The following is an 18,593-nucleotide window of genomic DNA, read 5'->3' on the forward strand; positions in this document are numbered from 1 at the left end:
AAAAGAGAAAAACAGTCGGTTAATTCAGACTGTTTAAGGTTTAATATATGCAAAACCTGTAAGTTGCAATTGAGTTAATGAATAAACACCCGCTGGCACAACTTTTACGCCCTCAAGGACATAATCAATATCATGTGCCTTCATTGCATTGTTACATGCATACACAGTAACTTTTTCCATTGCAACCAATTTGACAATCTGTGGACTGTCTTTAACTACTTTAATAGCTGGACCATTGATTACAAGAATAATTTGTTCAATGGGTTCAAATACGAGTAAGTTTTCGATATTAGCCACTGCAGCATCTAAATTCTGTACATCATTTACGTGAAATACTGTTTTCATATGATAAACCTCCTATAACTCATTATATCAAGATTTTAATCACGAAGATATTATTGAACGCGATACATTGTATATGTACCAGAATTAACCAAACGGTCGTGATCGTCAAAAATATTAACTTCCACGAGACATATTTTCGATGTTCTCGAAATTACTCGCGCTTTTGCGTAAATATGACCTGATTTAACAGCAACCATAAAGTTAATGTTTGCATTAAGCGTCACATAATTTGATCCATTGCTACGAGCTGCAATTCCTGCAGCTGAATCTGCCATTGAAAAATATAAACCCCCATGAAAATAGCCATAATAGTTTGTTAATTTTTCACTAAATTCGACTCGGGTTGTTGCGAAATCAATGCCTGAATCGACTACTTCAATATCATTGTTTGTCATGTAATTATTAATATGCATTTTGTAACCTCACTGTGATAATTCTATCATAAAAAAGACACCAAAGTGTCTTTTTAACTGTTTTCTTGTGCTTCAGCTTGTGAAGTTTTTAGAAATGGAATGAGTTCAGTTGGATCATCCATGCTCATGATGGCACCAATAAAGATTATGATTACAAATACAAGTGTTTTGAAGTCGAAATCTCCCATTAAAATATAGCTAAACAGGAATGCCCAAGCTGGATATGTGATATTTAAACCCATAGCTTTACCAGGTCCAATTAGCGCAATTGCCTTGTAGTAGAACAAGTATGAAATGGATCCAATAATACCTGTAAAAAGAATCAACCATAAACTTGGATTTGTGAGTCCAATTAGTGATATTTTATCGTAACCAATTATTGGAATAATGATCAAGCCATATGTTAAAAAGCTTACCATTTGTCGAATTGCAAGAGCAATTTCTGCTGGAACGTCATCTTTTAAAGCAGCGCCAATGATAACTGCTTCACTACCCCACCCTATGACACACATTAAGGCAAAGAATAATCCTGCCATCATATTTGGAATATCTCCAATTGTACTTAAACCCATAAAAACGATTGCTGCGATGGATAGTATGATCCCTACAATGGCTCTCGGTTTTAGTTTTTCTTTTAGAATGATGTATCCTAAAACAAGACCAAAGGCCGGATAAATCGCTGAAATGCTTGCTGATATCGAAGGTCCTAAATTTCTAATTGATAAAATATAACCTGTCATTCCTATTGGTCCACCAAGAAGTGCGGCCCCAATGATTACGAGCCCTGCTTTAGAACGTAGAGTTGATAGAAATTGCTTATGCTTCCCAAGAACTAGGATAATGACCATCAAAAAGGCAAACGATGCGCCATCATGGAGAAACGTTGTAATCAAAGGTGCTGTTTCTGCAAGTGTTGTAAGAAATAATGTGGAAGAGGTCGCAATTCCAAGTAAAACTGTATCAAGTCCCCAAAAAAGACCTGACCCAAGACCGATTAATGTACCATTACGCTTCATGTTCACTCCTATTAAATTCTAAGAATTTTCTACCATAAGTTCGTGCATACTGATATTGTTCAAGGCCGTATGTTCCAAAGTTCTCACCTTTTGCTTCCTTGAATAAAGTCCAGAGCGCCCACAGGAATCCACCAAGAGCGACATAACCATAAACGAGATGTTGTTGGGCGTCGGTAGGTTGTTCCTCTAAATAAATCGAAGTTATATCATCAATTTGGGTTTGATTGAATCCACTATAAATTGCATGCATTGCAAGATCAAGATACGGGTCTGCCATTGCTGCATATTCCCAGTCTATTAGTTTAATAGTTCCATCTTGGATTTTGATAAAGTTATCGATAACTGGATCGATATGTGCCAGAACCTTAGGTCGATTCATGGCTTCAATAATTGTAACGACGTCTTCAACAATACTTGATACTTCATCAAAGTCCTCAAAGTATGTAGCATCAGCATCATCGCAAAGCGACTTATAGAATTTAATACGCTCACTTAGTACAAATTCGTGATCGACATGAAGATTACTTGTATGTAAGTTGCGTAGAATTCCGAAGGCTGTTGGGTAATCATCGTATGTTATTGGTTTTGCACCATCATAGAAGCGCGAAATCTTATACCCAGTATCCGGATTAAAGTAATACAGGCTATCTGCGATACGAAGCGGATCAATTTGAGTATAGACATCCCCTTCTTCCTTTCGGTTAATGAGGGCGTCTGTACCGCGTCCAGGCATTCTGAATACAAAGCGTTTGTTTCGAACTGTAAAAAGGAAGGAATCGTTTGTCATCCCTTTTTTTAGTGTTTGAATATCACTTATTTCAAGTGGTGTAATATTATAGACATCACAAATAATACTAATGATTCGGCTTTGAGAATCATCTTGGTACGCTGCATCAAATTCTCGAAGTTGTTCAAAAGTATCAAATTCGTAAATGATTGAATTTTCAAAAATATTCGCATAGATTGGAAAATCTTTTAAATGATCCGCAATTGAATTCTCCCAGAAGAAACCTGATTTAAAACTCAATCGACTATCATTTTGAACATAATGGGATAATGCCCGAGCCTCTTCTTTGGCAATATAGGATGGTCCATAAATTGTATTTACAGTTGTTGCCTCGGAATCACCTATAATCGCTGTAACACGTTTGTTTGTGCCAGTTTCAATCGACCAATACGTTGGTTTGTTTGGATCATTAACTGCACCAATCCATGATTGAAATTCATATTTACTAAAAATGTTCTCCGTAAAATATACATCCGACGGGATGATATAAGTATTTCTAATTTGGCTCGAGGCTAACGAAAGCGAAGTTACACTATTCGTTGCATCAAACTGGGGGTTGTAGATAAGTTTTACGCCATACTTATCGCTCAGATACTCCATTTTTTCTTTCATGTACCCAATAACAACTGTGACATCGTAAATTTCGCGTTCATGCAATTGTTCGATGAGACGTTCAATAAGACGTTCTCCTTTAACGCGTAGTAAAGCTTTGGGTTTATCAAATGATAATGGAACAATACGTTCGCCAATCCCAGCAGCTAAAATAATCGCGCTATCTACACGATATTCCTTAAGTAATTCCATTCCTTGGGTTGTAATGTGATATGGAACAACCTGTGCTTCGATTAATTGTTGCTCTTGTAGTTCCGTTACAATACGATTTATTTTCCCAAGTGAGATATTCAACTGCATACTTAATTGACGTTGATTCGCCAAAGAAGTTTCGCTAATGAGCCTCAGTGTTCTTAATAAGTCTATATTCATTCCTTAAAACTCCATTCGTTCATTTCCTTATATTTTACACAGTTTATTGAACAAAAGCCATCTTTGAGCTCTATTTTGATTAATAAAATGATAATGTTAGCTTTATAAACAAATAAAAAGCACTGATTGGTGTTTCAATCAGTGCTGAGGTTGGATTCTAAATATTAGCGTTGTTTGAATGAGATTACTAAATCATTAATGACGTCCACTTTTAGAATAATTAGAGCTATAAGATATGAGACTGCTGCAACTGCTATGGTAACCACCAGTGCAATTTTATCTGACATCATACCTACAAACATAGTATGGCCAAACTTGACAACAACTCCCATTAGTATAGCCGCAAGTACGACCTTTCCTAATTCTTTAAAGAATAATTGATAATTAAAGTTATCAAATAAACGAATGGCTAGCGAGAGCAGCGTAATCATACCGATAGTTGATGCAATAGCCATTGCTAAAGTGATCCCGTGTAAGCCAATCATATTTGCTAATAAGAGGCCAAGTCCGATTTGGATTGAAATATTCATAATGGAAATAAGCATCGGTGTACGTGTGTTTTGGAATGAATAAAACACGCGAGCGAGTAAGCCATAAACTGAATAACTAACGAGTCCTAAGCTGTACATTTTAAATACAGGAGCAAGAACGAGAACTTCATCCATACTGAATTCACCACGCATGTATACAAATTCAACGATTGGTTGTGCCAATAATACCATTCCTAACGCACATGGAATGATGAAAATGAGTAATGAGCTTAGCGAATGTTGAAATTCGTGTTCTGCTTTATCCATTTCTCGGTTGGCTACAGCTGCGGATAGGGTTGGGTACATGACTGATACGATTGCCATACCGAAGATTCCCTCAACCATACCTCCAATTTTTGTTGCGTAGTTGACATGTGAGATACCACCATTAATCCCCGATGCGAGACCTTGGTTAACTAAGCCTCCAATTGTTGAGGTTGCTGAACCGATAATGAGTGGAATTGCAAGGATAAGCATAGTATGTAAATGTTTGTCGTGTAGATCAAGGTGAAACTTAAACTTAAATCCTTTTCTTCGAGCATAGAGCATGATGAGAAGCGCTTGTGTTCCATATGCGAATAGTATTCCGTACGGAAGAATATTAACCGATGTAGATTTAGATAAAATGATTGTTCCAATCAGGATGATATTCATTGGGAAAGCAAGTGCTACTGGAAATAAGAAACTTTTGCGGATTTGTAAAAATCCAGTTAGTATTTGAATAACACAAGTAAACATAACCGTAAAGATGGCTACTTTCGTGAATGGAATCATATAAGAAAGTGCTTCTGGAGTTGCTAATGGTACAAGGATTGATATAAATTGCTCTGTAAATATAAATACAAGAGCACTGACGATAATAGCAATGACGAGCATGACATTTTGAACATTATTTGTAAATTCAATCGCCCGTTCTTCCCCATCTTCGCGTTCAATCCGTGTAAACATTGGAATAAATCCAGTTACGAATGCAGCAACAAAGACTGAAAACAATGTCGATTGAAGGTTATAAGCAAATATAAATGAATCTGAAATGGCACCTGCGCCATAGGTTGTTGATAATGTTATTTCTCGAGCGAAACCAAACAGTTTCGATAGGATGGACAATAACATCATTAAAATGGTAATTCGTTTCATCTTAACTCCTTTTTGACTGAATGGTTTTCGATAAGAGCCAACCAGCTATTTTGTATATATTCCTTAGTGTATTTTTGTGACGTTTTTTGAGCATTGCGAGACATTGTGTCACGCATTGTGTCGTCTGTTGCAAGTAATGCCAATTTATCAGCGAAACTTTGAGCATCATTTTCTTTGATCAAATATCCATCAACACCATCAGTAATGATTGCTGATGGTGATGCGCGAACATCATATGCTATAACTGGCGTATATTGACTCATAGCTTCAATAAGCACTAAACCAAAACCTTCTGAAATGGAAGTCAAAGCATAAGCTACTGATGAACCCATTTCTGTAATTAAATCGGTATTATCTATGTTTCCTGGAAAAGACACAGTCGATGTAATCTGAAGCTTCGCTGCTTTGTCGATTAGATCGTTTCGTAGTGGCCCATCCCCATATATTTTTAATTGATAATCTGGGTGTGCTTCTACAAAAAGAGCCCAAATATCAAGGAGACGATCAAAGCCTTTATCTGCATGCAAACGACCGGCAGCTATAACTTGCTTTTGTTTCATTGCCATTTGATTTGGCGATGCTACATCAATAAAGTTGGGCATCGTTGAACAATGCGTATGTTTGTTTGTGGGCATCATTATTTCTTGTACCTCTTCAGTAAGTCCAGGTGTTAGAAGTAAGAAATCGTCGATATTTTGATAATGATATTTAAAGTCTTTAATCAGTCCTTCATCAAAGTTGTGGTCGTGATGAAGTTGTGCAATTTTGTGGACATTCTTATGACCGTACTTTGATAATAATACAGAATGTTCGTTTCGTGTCGAAATGATAGTCCCTGACTCAATGCTTTTAATCGCCTGAATCATCGATTCTTTTTTGAGGCGTAACGTTTTAAATGCTTTAAGCCCCTCACTTAAGATTGAAAATGGGTTTTTCGACTTAACAGCTGCTTTGAAGGCATCGCGATTTGGTGCATTTTCAGTCAAATAAGTGATTTTTACTGCACTATTCAAAGGATATGCCATAGGGCCTAGATTATAAGTACATAAAATTTCGACATTGTAATCAAATTCTACAAACATATTTGCTAGAGACGCAATAACTTTTTCGACACCTCCATGTTGCATATGAAGACTTGTAATATAGATATTTCGCGAGTTATTCATCAGAATGTGACCTTCTGATTTGCTTCACGTTCATACGGAAAATCAAACAAATAATCGCTTAATTCTTGTTCAATGATCTTAACTTCTGCTTCGTACTCTACCCGATTGGTGAAGACTTGGGTATTATTGATTGAAATATCTGGATTGAAGCTTTCAAATTTACGAACGTGAGCGGATTCATCTAATTCAAGTAGATTCATGATCTTTTGAATGGACGCATCATAGTCATAAATCAATGACTCGAAATTTATGCGTAGAATATTTGGATTGTCGAAAAGTTTTTCACTTTCACGCATACGTTTATAGTATTTGCAGAAGTGGACGACATCAGTTGGATAAGGAACAGATTCTCCAGATGCGATGTGAACGTATTTGTTTAACAAGAAGACATCTCGTGGATCACGCTCAACAACTACAACTTTAATGTGATCATTAAAATAGTTTTCATACCTGTGTAGGTTAAATGGTAATAAAAATTGGTCTAAAATGAGTGCCCTCTTGTCATTACCAATCATATGGAATAATTTATCCAAGTAAACCCTTGAAGCATCATAAAATTCTTCTGCAGTTGGTATTGCTATCCACATTTCTGGATAAAGCAATGGTTTCTTACCTTTAACTTTATTCATTGTGACAAGTTTTAGAATACGATTCCATGTTAAACGAATTGCCATTTTAAAGGTCGTATTCTCTTGATAGTACCAATACTGTGTTGTTTTGAGCGTTGTGATGGATTCCATGAACTCTTCTGTATGTTTCAAAAAGTCTTTGCCAAAGGTCTCGTTATAATGGCCAACCCACCAGTATTTTTTGTTATAAAGCATTTTCATCGTATTATGGAATGAATGCATTGCTTCATCACTACGAATCGCATTATTACCTACTAGTAATTTATCTTCTAGGTCGAATAGACCGTTAGGACAGTGTAGGAATACGTACTCATGAGTACCATAATCGGCAAAATAACCATCAAATTCAGAGACAATATTTGTAATGGCTGATGACCCCGAACTCATATAACCTGTTGGTATTAGTATATTTTTCATATTTATCCTCGCTTAATTTTTGCAGTAATGTCTAGAATTGTTCTTGAAACAGCGTGCATTCCATTTAAGTTTAATTTTGCAATCAACGCACGCTTGCTAGGAATACTGAATTTCTCTTGAGCATCTGAAATGGATACATCATTGCTAGTCGCATAACGACGAAGCTCTTTAATGACGTGATTTCTTGCTTCATTTTTCTGTGTTGAGACACGATTAATCGTCGTAATGAGTACGTGGTCAACAATCAAGTAATTGAATACGTATTTATTGCTATCCCATAAATTCTGCTTATGTAGATAGTCTTTTAATTCATCCAAGATTACAATCATATCTAAATTTTTCTCGGAGTTATTGTTGAACATTGTTGAAACTTCACGTGCGTGACAATGATAAAGTCCTTCATGAATCGTTGCTATTGCATCTGTTGTAAAGAGTAGCTTTGTAGTGAAGCAAAAATCTTCATACCATAATCCCTTTGGAAAACGAACGTCCCCTACAAAATCACGTTTAAACAACTTGTTGCACGCAGATGGCGTAACTTTGAATTTATTATCAAATACGGATGCATGGTGGTAGATTGTTCGATTTGGAAAATGATCAACCATATCTACAATGACAATGTCTGCCGATGTAGCAGTTGCTTGATGAATCATTTTTTCATACATATCTTTGTCAACCCAATCATCACTGTCTACAAATCCTAAGTATTCTCCAGTAGCAAACTCCAATCCATAGTTACGCGCAACAGCTTGACCTTGATTTGCTTGTGTTAATACTTTTAATTTATCAGGATGTTGTGCTTCATATGTTTTCATAATCTCTAGCGTTCCATCCGTTGATCCATCATCTACAGCAATTATTTCCATATTGGGATATGTTTGGCTAATTAATGAATCCAAGCATTCTCCAATATATTCTTCAGTATTATATACTGGAATGATGACACTTATTTTTATCATAGAATCCCTCTTAATTTCATAGTCTTATTTTACCATTTAGTACCAACCGCTTCAATATCATGGGGTCAATGGAAAAACCACTGACCCCTCGAAGCATCTATTTTTTTAATCTAAACCGTTTTAGGATGGTTTCCGAATTTATGGTTACAAGTGCCATTACAAGCGAAATGTAGAAGACAACATTCGGTCTTTTAAGTACATGTCCAGAGAATTGCGAAGCACCCATGATTAAACCTAATGCGACAAGATAAATTGCTAAATTTTGGTTGAATCGGAATTCCTTGCTAAAGAAGTAACTGTAAATACCACGTAGGAGCACATAAAGAATGAATCCGAGGTACATCGCAAAGCCGACATAACCATATGAATAGAATATACCATGAAGGTCATTTTCCAAATCAAAATTCTCACCGCCAACATAGTAACGTTGTTGCTCAAATCCAAAAACATGTTGTAAAGTTGATGCATCATCATAGACTAAGGATGCAGCAACGAGTTTAATATTGCGATTATTGATGAGAATTGTAGCATCTAAAGTATAATCGTATTTTTCAGCAACGCGATCAATTCCAAAAACATCGACGAGCGATTTAGAGTTCAAGCTATATGTTTTAATATAAAGCTCACGATTTTGCTCGAAGTATGCTTTATCTGTTTTTACTGAAATTGGATTCGTTGGTTTTGTAGGATCTTCTTTCTCTATATCCTCAATTTGATGCTGCCATTCCGCAAATGATTGATCAGTGTAGTAAGTATTCACATACATTGGCGATTGTGTTCTAAATGCATAGACAGAAACAATTGCGACGATAACTAGTAAGATTTTTAACCATTGTTTTTCTTTTGAAAGAAGAATGATAACGATTAATGCTGCTGAAATTAAGTACATTGCATAGAAGGATAGTTTTGTCCCAAAGAAGAACAAAGAACCATAACCTATTGCAAAGAGTCCGATTGTAATGAACCAGTTTTTAGATTGAACGGCAGTCATTAAAGTAATCGAGACAACGACACACAAAATCACACTCTGTGAATTCCCATTTAAGAACCATCCTTTGATACCGTGTGGTCCTGCGAGTCCATTGTTATAGGTGTATTCAGGCATGCCGATTATGTATGATAAGGCAATGGATGCTGTGATTGTGAGCAGAATTCCAACAACGAGTTTGTTGACATAATGATTAATTTCTTCAGTTGTGTATTCTTTTTTCATGACATCAAAGACATCTAAGAACGCAAGAAAAAAGAGTGGCAATTGGATGACCCGTGCATACATGGCAATGTCTGATCCAATTGATAAGTAACCGGCCAGATAATTGGCCATAAAGTGCAATGCAAAAAATGCGGCAAGCACCCCTGCACAAATAAAATATCGACCTTTGCGTTTAGAAATAATAAATCCAAAGAGTGTTACAAGTCCTAGCAAGCCAAATCGTACTAGCGTTGATATTGATGTAATTCCGATTTGGTTAGTGAAGTATGACATAATGTCAAACAAAGGCTGGATAATCATAACAACAGCAAAGGAAATCATAACTGTTCGTGTTGATATTAGCTGTGGTTTGTCTTCATAAATATTCATATACGGTTCCTTACTTAAATAATTTTGCGAGTATTCGATACATTTTCATGTTTAAAAGTTTGTACACAAGTTTTCGTTTCATAGGAAAACTTGCGATACGTGGGTTCTTTTGGTAATTTGGGAAAGATGTTTCGAACGCATCGCGTACTTGATGTGCCAAGTCCATGGTATTGGTTCGAATTAACCGTACCATGGTTGCAATATAAAATTCATTAATTGCCATAAATTCGATAAGCTCTTTATATTGTCCATACACACGTTTTTCTTTATAGTACTTAATGAGTTCATCAAATACTATCTTAATATCGAGGTTTTTTTCAGACGTCATTGAGGACATGATTGAACCAGGACGTTGAACATAATAGTAGAATTGTTGGTTAATAACCATAGCTCTTTTTGCATAGATGAGGTATTGATGTCCAAAGAGAAGATCTTCATACCAAACACCTGACATGAAATGGAGATCGTTATCTATAATTAAATCTCGAACGTATAGTCGATTCCATACAGAATTATGAATCAAGAACAATTCATCATTGGTTCGTGGGTCAAATACGACATTATGCGGAATTGTTGGTATTGAATAGGTACTAAGTTTAATGCCATCTTCGTCAACCTGTTCAAAGCCATCAATAACATAATCCAGTTTATTCATTTCTGCTGTTTTATACATAATAGCCAATGTATCTGGTTTAATGTAGTCATCACTATCCAAGAAGTAGATGTATTTCCCTTTAGCTTCTTGAATTCCTCGGTTACGTGCGGCACTTTGGCCTGCATTTTCCTGGTTAATAAGTATTATTCGTTGTGGGTATTGCGCTTGATACGATTCAATAATTGATTGACTGCTGTCTGTTGATCCATCGTTAACAAGTATGATTTCGAATTCTTTATGTGTTTGATTCACGAGTGAGTCAAGACACTTTGCAAGATATTTTTCGACGTTGTATACGGGTACAATTACACTGATTGTCATCTTTATATCCCTTTCTCTATTTTGGCAAAACTAGCATAATTATATCATTGATAAATTATGTGTTCAAGTTTTTGAAAATGCATAATTTCCTTTGTTTATTAGTGAAATCTGCACTATCTATTGTATTACACTTTGATTAAAAACATACGGATATGTGAACATTCACATAAATGAAGAAACAGCAAATTTACCCATTCGCTGTTTCTTCATTAATAAGCATTTTTATATAGTTCTTGATCATCGATTCTTTTGCAAATTCATGTGCGCGTGCAACACATTGGTCAATAGTGTACGCATCAAATGAGAATGTCTCAAGTGTATTCACTAAGGCATCAATATCATTTGCTGCAACAACCTTCCCTACTGCTTCTGTGACAACTTCAGGCACAGCAGTTTTATCATAGGTGATAACAGGTGTTCCAGTAGCAAGTGCTTCAATTGTCGTCATACCGAGTGTTTCCTCAACACTCAGATTCAAATAGACATCAGTATTACTATAGAGTTGAACTAGTTCTTGCTGGTTATTAGTACGTTGAACTCCTGTTATGTTTTGGGGCAACGTTGTAATTTGTGATTCACTAACACCAACTAGAGTTATGTGATAACGCTCATCCAAGCGCTTTGCGAGTTCAATAAAATCTTGCAAGCCTTTGCGCGTTTCCCATAAATTAGCGACTCCTAAAATTTCAATTTTTTTATTTTGTGTTGGTTCTTGTGGTTTAAAGACTTCTAAGTCGATGCCATTGTAAATTCTCGTAATTGGATACTCATTAAAAAAAGTATCCATTTCAAGATTTTTGAGCCATTCAGAAGGAACCACAATGTTTAGATTATTAAAGTTGGAAAAAGCTTCGCGTTTCCATTTAAAGTTTTCTTTTTGATTAGCGAAAAGTTTAACTTCAGGATATTCTTTTGTCGATACACATTCAACACAGCCTTGATCCCACACCTTGCATCCACTATAAGAAAAATATGCAGAACTCCCACTAAATGCCCAGCAATCATGGTGTGTCCAGACGATGCGCGTATGAGGTCTATTCTTCAAATGATTCATCAACATTTTAACGTTAAGATAGTATCCGTGAATATTGTGTATGTGAATAACATCAGGATTGTAGCTTTCGATTTTTCGAATCAGCCTTGTTGTTGCTTTATTCGAGTGAAGTCCGTGTTGACCAAAAAGTCTTGTCATACCAACATGCCAGTACGTCGCCAGTTTATCACCAATGTAATATGAATTAGCAGCATTCTCATCATAATTTCGACCATATGCTATGAGTGTTTCATGGCCCTCTTGAATAAGTGCATCTGACAGTTGTCGTACAATTTTACCTGTACTACCGAAATCTACAACTGAATTTATAAAGAGTACTTTCATATTTTTTGCCAAACTGTTCGGTTAACATAATCGGTATATGAAATAATGATTCGAAGTACTTTTTCTGAAACATTAGGCATGCTGTAATCGGCGACGGTTCGTAATGTTTCGGTTGATTGTGTCTCGAGAATGCGTAATGCTTGAAGGATACGATCTTTATGAAGTCCAACCATCATGACAGAAGCCTCTTCCATTGCTTCAGGACGTTCATGTGCTTCGCGAAGATTCAGTGCTTTAAATCCCAAAATTGATGACTCTTCTGAAATTGTACCACTATCACTAAGTGTTACATTTGCGTGCATTTGTAACGTAACATAGTCGTTAAATCCCATTGGTTTGAGAATTTGAACATTAGAATGGAACGTAATATTTTTCTTTTCAATCATATTTCGAGTTCGTGGATGTGTACTAACAATAACTGGCATATCATAAACTTCAGCTATGGTATTGAGTGTATCCACCAGATTCATGAAGTTCACCTCAGAACTAATGTTTTCTTCACGATGGGCAGACACCACAAAATAGTGTCCTTTACGAAGACCCAGAGATTCCAATATGGTATTGTTTTCAAGATCTTGACGTCGTGATTCGATAACTTCAAACATAGGACTTCCGGTCTTAATGATTCGATCAGATGAAATACCTTCGCGTAGTAGATACTCACGTGCGATATCACTGTAAGTAAGATTGATATCAGATATATGATCAACAATTTTTCGGTTTGTTTCTTCGGGCACTCGTTGATCAAAGGAGCGATTCCCTGCTTCCATATGGAAAATCGGAATGTGCATTCGTTTCGCAGCAATCGCGCATAAACAACTATTAGTGTCACCGAGTACCAAGAATGCATCCGGTGCTTCTTTTTGTAAAATTGGTTCAATATTAATGAGGATATTACCAATCGTTCCAATTGGCTGTCCTGTTGCAGTTTCTAAGAAATAATCAGGCTTTTGAATGTTGAAATCTTTGAAAAAGACTTCATTTAATTCATAGTCGTAATTTTGCCCTGTATGAACGAGAACATGTTCAATAGCATCACTACTCTCAAGACGGTTGATTACTGCTGATAATCGAATGATTTCTGGTCGTGTTCCCACGACAGTCATAACTTTTAACTTTTTCATTTAGACCTCCATGCTATATGTATCTGGATTATTTGGATCATAATACTCGTTCACCCAAATAATGGTGACAAGATCAGTTGTTCCGGTGTTAATAATATTGTGAGTATATCCTGGTGGTATATCAACAATCGTCATATTCTCATCATTGATTTGATATTCAATGATTTCGTTTGTAATAATATGTCGAAATTGAAATGTGCCTTCGCCTTGGACAACCAAAAACTTTTCAATTTTTGAATGGTGCCAGTGATTACCTTTTGTAATTCCGGGCTTCGATATATTTACAGAAACTTGTCCCGCATGGTCATTCTTGAATATTTCCGTGAAACTTCCACGGTTGTCGGAATGCATCATTAACGGATACGAGAAATCATTAATATCTAGATAACTTAAATACGTACTATAGAGTTTTCGTGTCAAGGGGTCCGCAACGTCTGGAATTCTCAAATCAATTCGTGATTGCTTGAAGGATTGAATGAGGTTCAAGAGTTCTTGTAATGTTACGGTATGTGAGACAGGAACTGTTGCAATGGATTCATTATCAATATTTGGATTGCCATTGATTGCTCGAATCAACTCGTGTACTACATCATCGATATATTCTAATGTTAAGGTGACATTTGGATCCGATAAATTTACTTCGAGATCTCGACTGATGTTATAGCACCATGTTGCAACAACCGAATTATAATTGGGGCGCGACCATTTTCCAAACAGGTTTGAAAAACGGTATATAATAACACGGCTGTTGTTTTTAGCGGCGTGATTTTTCACTATGGTTTCTGCATCATGTTTGCTTTGTCCGTAAGGATTATCTAAGGAAGCTTGAATACTACTTGAGAGAATAAGTGGTGCTTGATTTTGATGTTGAGCCAACAATTCACAAATTTGTTGCGTTAAATCGGTATTACCTTCTTTAAATTCAGCAGGATTTTCAGGTCGGTTTATTCCCGCCAAATGAACAACAGTGTCGGCTTCTTTTGTGTACAAAATGAGATCTTGCTGTGTAGATTCTCTATCAAACGCAAAAACCTCATAACCGAGGTTATGAAGTGATGCAATAAGGTTTTTACCAATGAATCCTGAAGCGCCTGTTACCAGAACCTTCATTATTGAAACCTCGAAAGTTCTTCTTGAATTTCAAATAAATTTGCAAGCCGTTCTTTAATCTCTTCGACATTTAGACGGTATGTATTATCAGAGTTATACTCTGCTTCAGTCGGATGTTCTTCACCATCAATAAAATATTTATCGTAGTTTAAGCTTCTTTGATCCATAGGTACACGGTAGTACTCTCCTAAATCATCTGCTTTCACAAATTCTTCGCGTGTTAAGAGTGTTTCGGAAACTTTTTCTCCATGACGAGTCCCAATAATTCGTGTTCCAACGTCTGAATGTGTCATTTCTAAGATTGCTGTCGCAAGATCTTCAATCGTACTTGCTGGTGATTTTTGAACAAAAAGATCGCCCGGCTCACCATTTTCAAATGCAAAGAGGACAAGATCTACAGCATCTTCTAGTGACATAAGGAAACGAGTCATTTGAGGATTGGTAATTGTTAGTGCCTTTCCTTGTTTAATTTGGTCAAAGAACAATGGAATAACGGATCCGCGTGATGCCATGACGTTTCCGTATCGCGTTCCACAGATTACAGTTCCTGTTGATTGTGCGAGTCGTGCTTTCGCAATGAATGTTTTTTCCATCATCGCTTTGGAAATTCCCATTGCATTGATTGGATATGCGGCTTTGTCGGTTGATAGGCAAACAACACGTTTTACATTATTCTCAACCGCTACTTCTAGAACGTTATCGGTTCCGATTACATTCGTTTTTACAGCCTCAATTGGGAAAAATTCACATGATGGAACTTGTTTTAATGCTGCGGCATGAAATATGAAATCTACACCACGTACTGCATAAGCTAACGATGATTTATCACGTACATCGCCAATATAAAACTGTAGTCTGTCATCATTAAACTCTTTACGCATATCATCTTGTTTCTTTTCGTCACGGGATAAAATCCGGATTTCTTTAGCAAGATTATCGTTAAGTAAACGTCTAACGACTGCGTGTCCAAAAGAACCTGTACCACCGGTGATTAAAATAATTGTATTCTCGTCCATGTTATACCTCCATGTGTTTCATGATAATGTCATATGCTTTGTCACTTGTGTAATGGTTTTTGAGGTAAGTGAATGCCGCCTCACCCATTTGGATAGCTTTATCAGGATTGTTGATTAGTACGTCCACTGCTTCAAGCCACTGATTGGAATCATTACTTGATACTGCGAAACCATAGTCATTTGCAACTGCGATTGTTCCGATATCACTACTTTCATCTGTTGCACAGATGATTGGCATGCTTTGTGCCATATATGCAAGAATTCGCTGCGGATAATTAGGAATGGTAAATTTATGGTCTAAGAATACCAAACCAACATCACACTGTGCCATCACTTGAATGTACTCATGATGGGGTTTGTGTTTGAAATAGTAGAGAGACTGTGGTTTTTCATTTGCTATGTAGTCGGTAATCAAATCAGCCTGAGCGCCACTTCCAACAATAACGAAGCCAAGGTCTTCTCGATCTTTGATCTTCTCGTAACATTCCAGGATGAATGGTACAGATTGAGGTAACCCCAAATTACCCCCATAGAACAGAAGTTTCTTGTTCTCAGGCAATCCCAATTCTTTTCGACTCAAAGGTCGCCCTTCATCGGTGTTAAGGCTTGTCGTATTAGGAAGTACCTCAACTTTATCAACAAGATCTGGATTTTTTTCAACGATATAGTCTAAGTTTCGTGGTGACATGGTTCCAATAAAATCAGATAATGCATACAGTTGTTTTTCCATATGTTTGAAATATCGGTAAATAATTCCTTTTCCCATAATATTCAAGTCAACTGCATTCTGTGGGAAAATATCCTTTAGCATTAGATAGAAGAATGCATTGGGATTTGTTTTGTGTAAATACTTGAGCGTACTTACGATTGTTACTGGTGGCGTTGCGTAAAGAACAATATCAAAGGTTTCATTGGCAAGTTCTTTCTTTATCGTACGTTTGAGCTTTGAATCAAACGTGATTGTTGCAATTCCTTTTTGAATCATATTTTTATTTTTTGTGAGTTTTGCGGATTTGCTCATGACATAACGAATCTTGTCATGAACGTATGAATCTGATACTTCGACTGAAGGTGATTCGCTGCTATAAGCAATCGTAACAGTATGACCTTGTGTTGCGAAATACAACATAAGATCGGAATAAATTCCCTTGTCGACGACGCCAGCATGCGTTGAACTCAGAAATAGTACATTCATAGTGACACCTTCTTTCTAATTCTTAATCGTACTTGTTGATTGTGCGGGTTCTACCCAAATTAATGTATTGTCGAGATTATAAATCTCACGAGTTTTAAAACCTTCTGTGACTATAAACGCATTGTTGTAAAGTCGTGTTCCAGTTGAAAAGTGACGATCAACCAATGGTTTATTATCCATATCTGTGTAGACATGCATTGGAACGGTTTGGAAGACAATTTCGTAGATTTTGTAATCATTTTGTACGAAGGTCCGTTCTAAAATGCTCGTGATTTGTGTTACATCATCAAATAAAGCTAGAATTCGCGAATCAAGTTCGTTTTGCGTCATCTCAACAGTCACTGGGTACTCATTACTGCGAGCGAAATCAAGCGATACTTCAGGACCAATTGTGCGTGGATCAGAAATTGACTCAGTTACTAAATTGTAAACAGAATCAATTGGATATCCTCCATAAAAATTTGGGTACATAATATTGTAGCCATAGATTGGACTTCGTGTATTTGACGTTAAATCAGTAACACGTTCCCCTCTTTGGTTCAAGTAAATATATGTTTGAAGACTTTCTGACCATACCGATACAAAAGTATCTTGTTCACGGGCTGGTTTAATGTTGCCAGTTACCGTTGGTTCTTTAGCTTTAAAGTCAAGATATCGAACATCACGTTGTTCATAATCATAAACTAAATGAGCATAAGTGCTCTTAAATTGTGTTGCATCTTTATTCATGAGTGTCGTGTACGGCATCATTCGTGCATCCCCAACATACTCTGTTTGTTCTGCCATTGTACTTACTTCTTTCATTAGCGAAACGCCCAAGAAAATTACGAGTGCACTCGTAATCAAGATATGGACTGCTGAGAATAGACGTGCATAAACTTCAGGACCTTTCGTTACAATCATTGGGAATACAAGAATTGCAAGAATATAGTAATAGGATGCAAAGCGCCCCGCAGCAACTGGTGCAAATGACAGTGCAAGGTAGAGTGCAAATCCAAGAAGGAATGCATTTACAATATTCTTTGAATAAGTATCCGAAGTAATAGCTTTATAGAACAAGACAGTTCCTATAAAGAGTGCTATTCTGGCTAAGGATGCAAATGATAGTAGATTGCGATACCCTGTTGTTCCGACATATTCAAGAAAACGTGCCACAATTTCAATATGAGCAAATCTTCCAAGTAATGTACTGAATGGTAATAAACTGATAACAATACATGTAACAAAAATGACAAGTATCGCATTTCTGGAAATATTGATACGTTTTGAAATAACATACAAGAGTAAAATTAAGGCACTTGAATGGAAGAGCGATAATCCAAGAATTAATAGGATTTCAGCCCATACAGGCATCTCAAAATCTTTATCAAATAATAGAAGTGCAAATGTGATCACAAGACCTTGTCGTAAAGCACTAAAGTTCCATACAAACAAGAACATTGCATAGTAGACAAGCATTGAGAGACCAACATTTTCAGAGTTTCGATAAATCCACCAAGACATTGCTAAAATTTGGAGTGTTGAGAGGATTGCAACAAAGCCCCAATATGGGATATGTAACAGACCGAATCCTTTCATCAGATAAAGAAAGCCAATATCAATGTTGGGAAATTCCCATCGCATAACAGAGGTAGATACATAAGACGTCTTATCGTAGAGATATTGATATGAGAAGTAATCGGCACCCACGCCATATCTCATAACTGAAATAAGAATCAGTGGCACTGCCGCAAAGATTAAGCGTATAAGTTTGTCTTTCTGTTCGTATTTCTTTGGCAACGGGATAAAACTAATTGCCAAAAGATAGATAAATAGTAAATAATACATAA

General features: G+C 36.4%; 16 protein-coding genes. All 16 read right to left on the reverse strand.

Translation table 11 applies throughout. The features are described from left to right. Positions 1–33 precede the first annotated feature (33 nt). On the reverse strand, positions 34–345 hold the full coding sequence (locus G7061_RS06020; protein ID WP_159636259.1) for a DsrE family protein: 312 nt from the start codon (positions 343–345) through the stop codon (positions 34–36). A gap of 50 nt (positions 346–395) precedes the next feature. Then, entirely contained in the window at positions 396–758 is a 363-nt protein-coding gene (locus G7061_RS06025) for a PaaI family thioesterase (protein ID WP_159641274.1), read from the reverse strand. A 53-nt stretch (positions 759–811) separates the two neighbouring features. Then, positions 812–1,774: a DMT family transporter gene (locus G7061_RS06030; protein WP_159646198.1), complete on the reverse strand. Its 963-nt coding sequence runs from the start codon at positions 1,772–1,774 to the stop codon at positions 812–814. Next, the gene (locus G7061_RS06035) at positions 1,764–3,545 is read right to left on the reverse strand and encodes an NTP transferase domain-containing protein (protein WP_166119692.1); all 1,782 of its coding nucleotides are present in this window, start codon (positions 3,543–3,545) and stop codon (positions 1,764–1,766) included. The genes G7061_RS06030 and G7061_RS06035 overlap by 11 nt, the downstream gene beginning before the upstream one ends. Before the next feature lie 164 nt (positions 3,546–3,709). Then, on the reverse strand, positions 3,710–5,212 hold the full coding sequence (gene murJ / locus G7061_RS06040) for a murein biosynthesis integral membrane protein MurJ (protein ID WP_159641265.1): 1,503 nt from the start codon (positions 5,210–5,212) through the stop codon (positions 3,710–3,712). Further along, the gene (locus G7061_RS06045) at positions 5,209–6,378 is read right to left on the reverse strand and encodes a glycosyltransferase (protein ID WP_166119695.1); all 1,170 of its coding nucleotides are present in this window, start codon (positions 6,376–6,378) and stop codon (positions 5,209–5,211) included. Before G7061_RS06045 ends, murJ begins: the two co-directional genes overlap by 4 nt. Beyond that, positions 6,378–7,424: a sulfotransferase domain-containing protein gene (locus G7061_RS06050; RefSeq protein ID WP_159641259.1), complete on the reverse strand. Its 1,047-nt coding sequence runs from the start codon at positions 7,422–7,424 to the stop codon at positions 6,378–6,380. The genes G7061_RS06045 and G7061_RS06050 overlap by 1 nt, the downstream gene beginning before the upstream one ends. 2 nt (positions 7,425–7,426) lie before the next feature. Next, on the reverse strand, positions 7,427–8,383 hold the full coding sequence (locus G7061_RS06055) for a glycosyltransferase family 2 protein (RefSeq protein ID WP_159646207.1): 957 nt from the start codon (positions 8,381–8,383) through the stop codon (positions 7,427–7,429). Positions 8,384–8,480: 97 nt separating this feature from the next. Then, the gene (locus G7061_RS06060) at positions 8,481–9,965 is read right to left on the reverse strand and encodes an O-antigen ligase family protein (RefSeq protein WP_159641253.1); all 1,485 of its coding nucleotides are present in this window, start codon (positions 9,963–9,965) and stop codon (positions 8,481–8,483) included. A 10-nt stretch (positions 9,966–9,975) separates the two neighbouring features. Beyond that, complete coding sequence (locus G7061_RS06065) at positions 9,976–10,941, reverse strand: glycosyltransferase (protein ID WP_159636250.1); 966 nt, start codon at positions 10,939–10,941, stop codon at positions 9,976–9,978. A 187-nt stretch (positions 10,942–11,128) separates the two neighbouring features. Then, positions 11,129–12,319: a glycosyltransferase gene (locus tag G7061_RS06070; RefSeq protein ID WP_166119699.1), complete on the reverse strand. Its 1,191-nt coding sequence runs from the start codon at positions 12,317–12,319 to the stop codon at positions 11,129–11,131. Continuing rightward, positions 12,316–13,443: a non-hydrolyzing UDP-N-acetylglucosamine 2-epimerase gene (gene wecB, locus G7061_RS06075; protein WP_166119702.1), complete on the reverse strand. Its 1,128-nt coding sequence runs from the start codon at positions 13,441–13,443 to the stop codon at positions 12,316–12,318. The genes G7061_RS06070 and wecB overlap by 4 nt, the downstream gene beginning before the upstream one ends. Next, positions 13,444–14,553: an NAD-dependent epimerase/dehydratase family protein gene (locus tag G7061_RS06080; RefSeq protein ID WP_159646213.1), complete on the reverse strand. Its 1,110-nt coding sequence runs from the start codon at positions 14,551–14,553 to the stop codon at positions 13,444–13,446. It abuts the gene before it with no gap. Continuing rightward, positions 14,553–15,569, reverse strand: a complete 1,017-nt coding sequence (locus G7061_RS06085) for a polysaccharide biosynthesis protein (protein ID WP_159636242.1) — start codon at positions 15,567–15,569, stop codon at positions 14,553–14,555. The genes G7061_RS06080 and G7061_RS06085 overlap by 1 nt, the downstream gene beginning before the upstream one ends. A 1-nt stretch (position 15,570) precedes the next feature. Next, positions 15,571–16,764: a glycosyltransferase family 4 protein gene (locus G7061_RS06090; RefSeq protein WP_166119706.1), complete on the reverse strand. Its 1,194-nt coding sequence runs from the start codon at positions 16,762–16,764 to the stop codon at positions 15,571–15,573. A 15-nt stretch (positions 16,765–16,779) separates the two neighbouring features. Next, the gene (locus G7061_RS06095) at positions 16,780–18,591 is read right to left on the reverse strand and encodes an EpsG family protein (RefSeq protein ID WP_166119709.1); all 1,812 of its coding nucleotides are present in this window, start codon (positions 18,589–18,591) and stop codon (positions 16,780–16,782) included. Between the last annotated feature and the right edge of the window lie 2 nt (positions 18,592–18,593).

Origin of the sequence: Erysipelothrix sp. HDW6B, from assembly GCF_011301115.1 — a bacterium.
GTDB classification, from domain to species: Bacteria; Bacillota_I; Bacilli_A; order Erysipelotrichales; family Erysipelotrichaceae; genus Erysipelothrix; species Erysipelothrix anatis.

Coding starts and splice junctions, on each gene's coding strand:
- G7061_RS06020 (WP_159636259.1), bottom strand. CDS start 345: ATGAAAACAGTATTTCACGTAAATGATGTACAGAATTTAGATGCTGCA.
- G7061_RS06025 (WP_159641274.1), bottom strand. CDS start 758: ATGCATATTAATAATTACATGACAAACAATGATATTGAAGTAGTCGAT.
- G7061_RS06030 (WP_159646198.1), bottom strand. CDS start 1,774: ATGAAGCGTAATGGTACATTAATCGGTCTTGGGTCAGGTCTTTTTTGG.
- G7061_RS06035 (WP_166119692.1), bottom strand. CDS start 3,545: ATGAATATAGACTTATTAAGAACACTGAGGCTCATTAGCGAAACTTCT.
- murJ (WP_159641265.1), bottom strand. CDS start 5,212: ATGAAACGAATTACCATTTTAATGATGTTATTGTCCATCCTATCGAAA.
- G7061_RS06045 (WP_166119695.1), bottom strand. CDS start 6,378: ATGAATAACTCGCGAAATATCTATATTACAAGTCTTCATATGCAACAT.
- G7061_RS06050 (WP_159641259.1), bottom strand. CDS start 7,424: ATGAAAAATATACTAATACCAACAGGTTATATGAGTTCGGGGTCATCA.
- G7061_RS06055 (WP_159646207.1), bottom strand. CDS start 8,383: ATGATAAAAATAAGTGTCATCATTCCAGTATATAATACTGAAGAATAT.
- G7061_RS06060 (WP_159641253.1), bottom strand. CDS start 9,965: ATGAATATTTATGAAGACAAACCACAGCTAATATCAACACGAACAGTT.
- G7061_RS06065 (WP_159636250.1), bottom strand. CDS start 10,941: ATGACAATCAGTGTAATTGTACCCGTATACAACGTCGAAAAATATCTT.
- G7061_RS06070 (WP_166119699.1), bottom strand. CDS start 12,319: ATGAAAGTACTCTTTATAAATTCAGTTGTAGATTTCGGTAGTACAGGT.
- wecB (WP_166119702.1), bottom strand. CDS start 13,443: ATGAAAAAGTTAAAAGTTATGACTGTCGTGGGAACACGACCAGAAATC.
- G7061_RS06080 (WP_159646213.1), bottom strand. CDS start 14,553: ATGAAGGTTCTGGTAACAGGCGCTTCAGGATTCATTGGTAAAAACCTT.
- G7061_RS06085 (WP_159636242.1), bottom strand. CDS start 15,569: ATGGACGAGAATACAATTATTTTAATCACCGGTGGTACAGGTTCTTTT.
- G7061_RS06090 (WP_166119706.1), bottom strand. CDS start 16,764: ATGAATGTACTATTTCTGAGTTCAACGCATGCTGGCGTCGTCGACAAG.
- G7061_RS06095 (WP_166119709.1), bottom strand. CDS start 18,591: ATGTATTATTTACTATTTATCTATCTTTTGGCAATTAGTTTTATCCCG.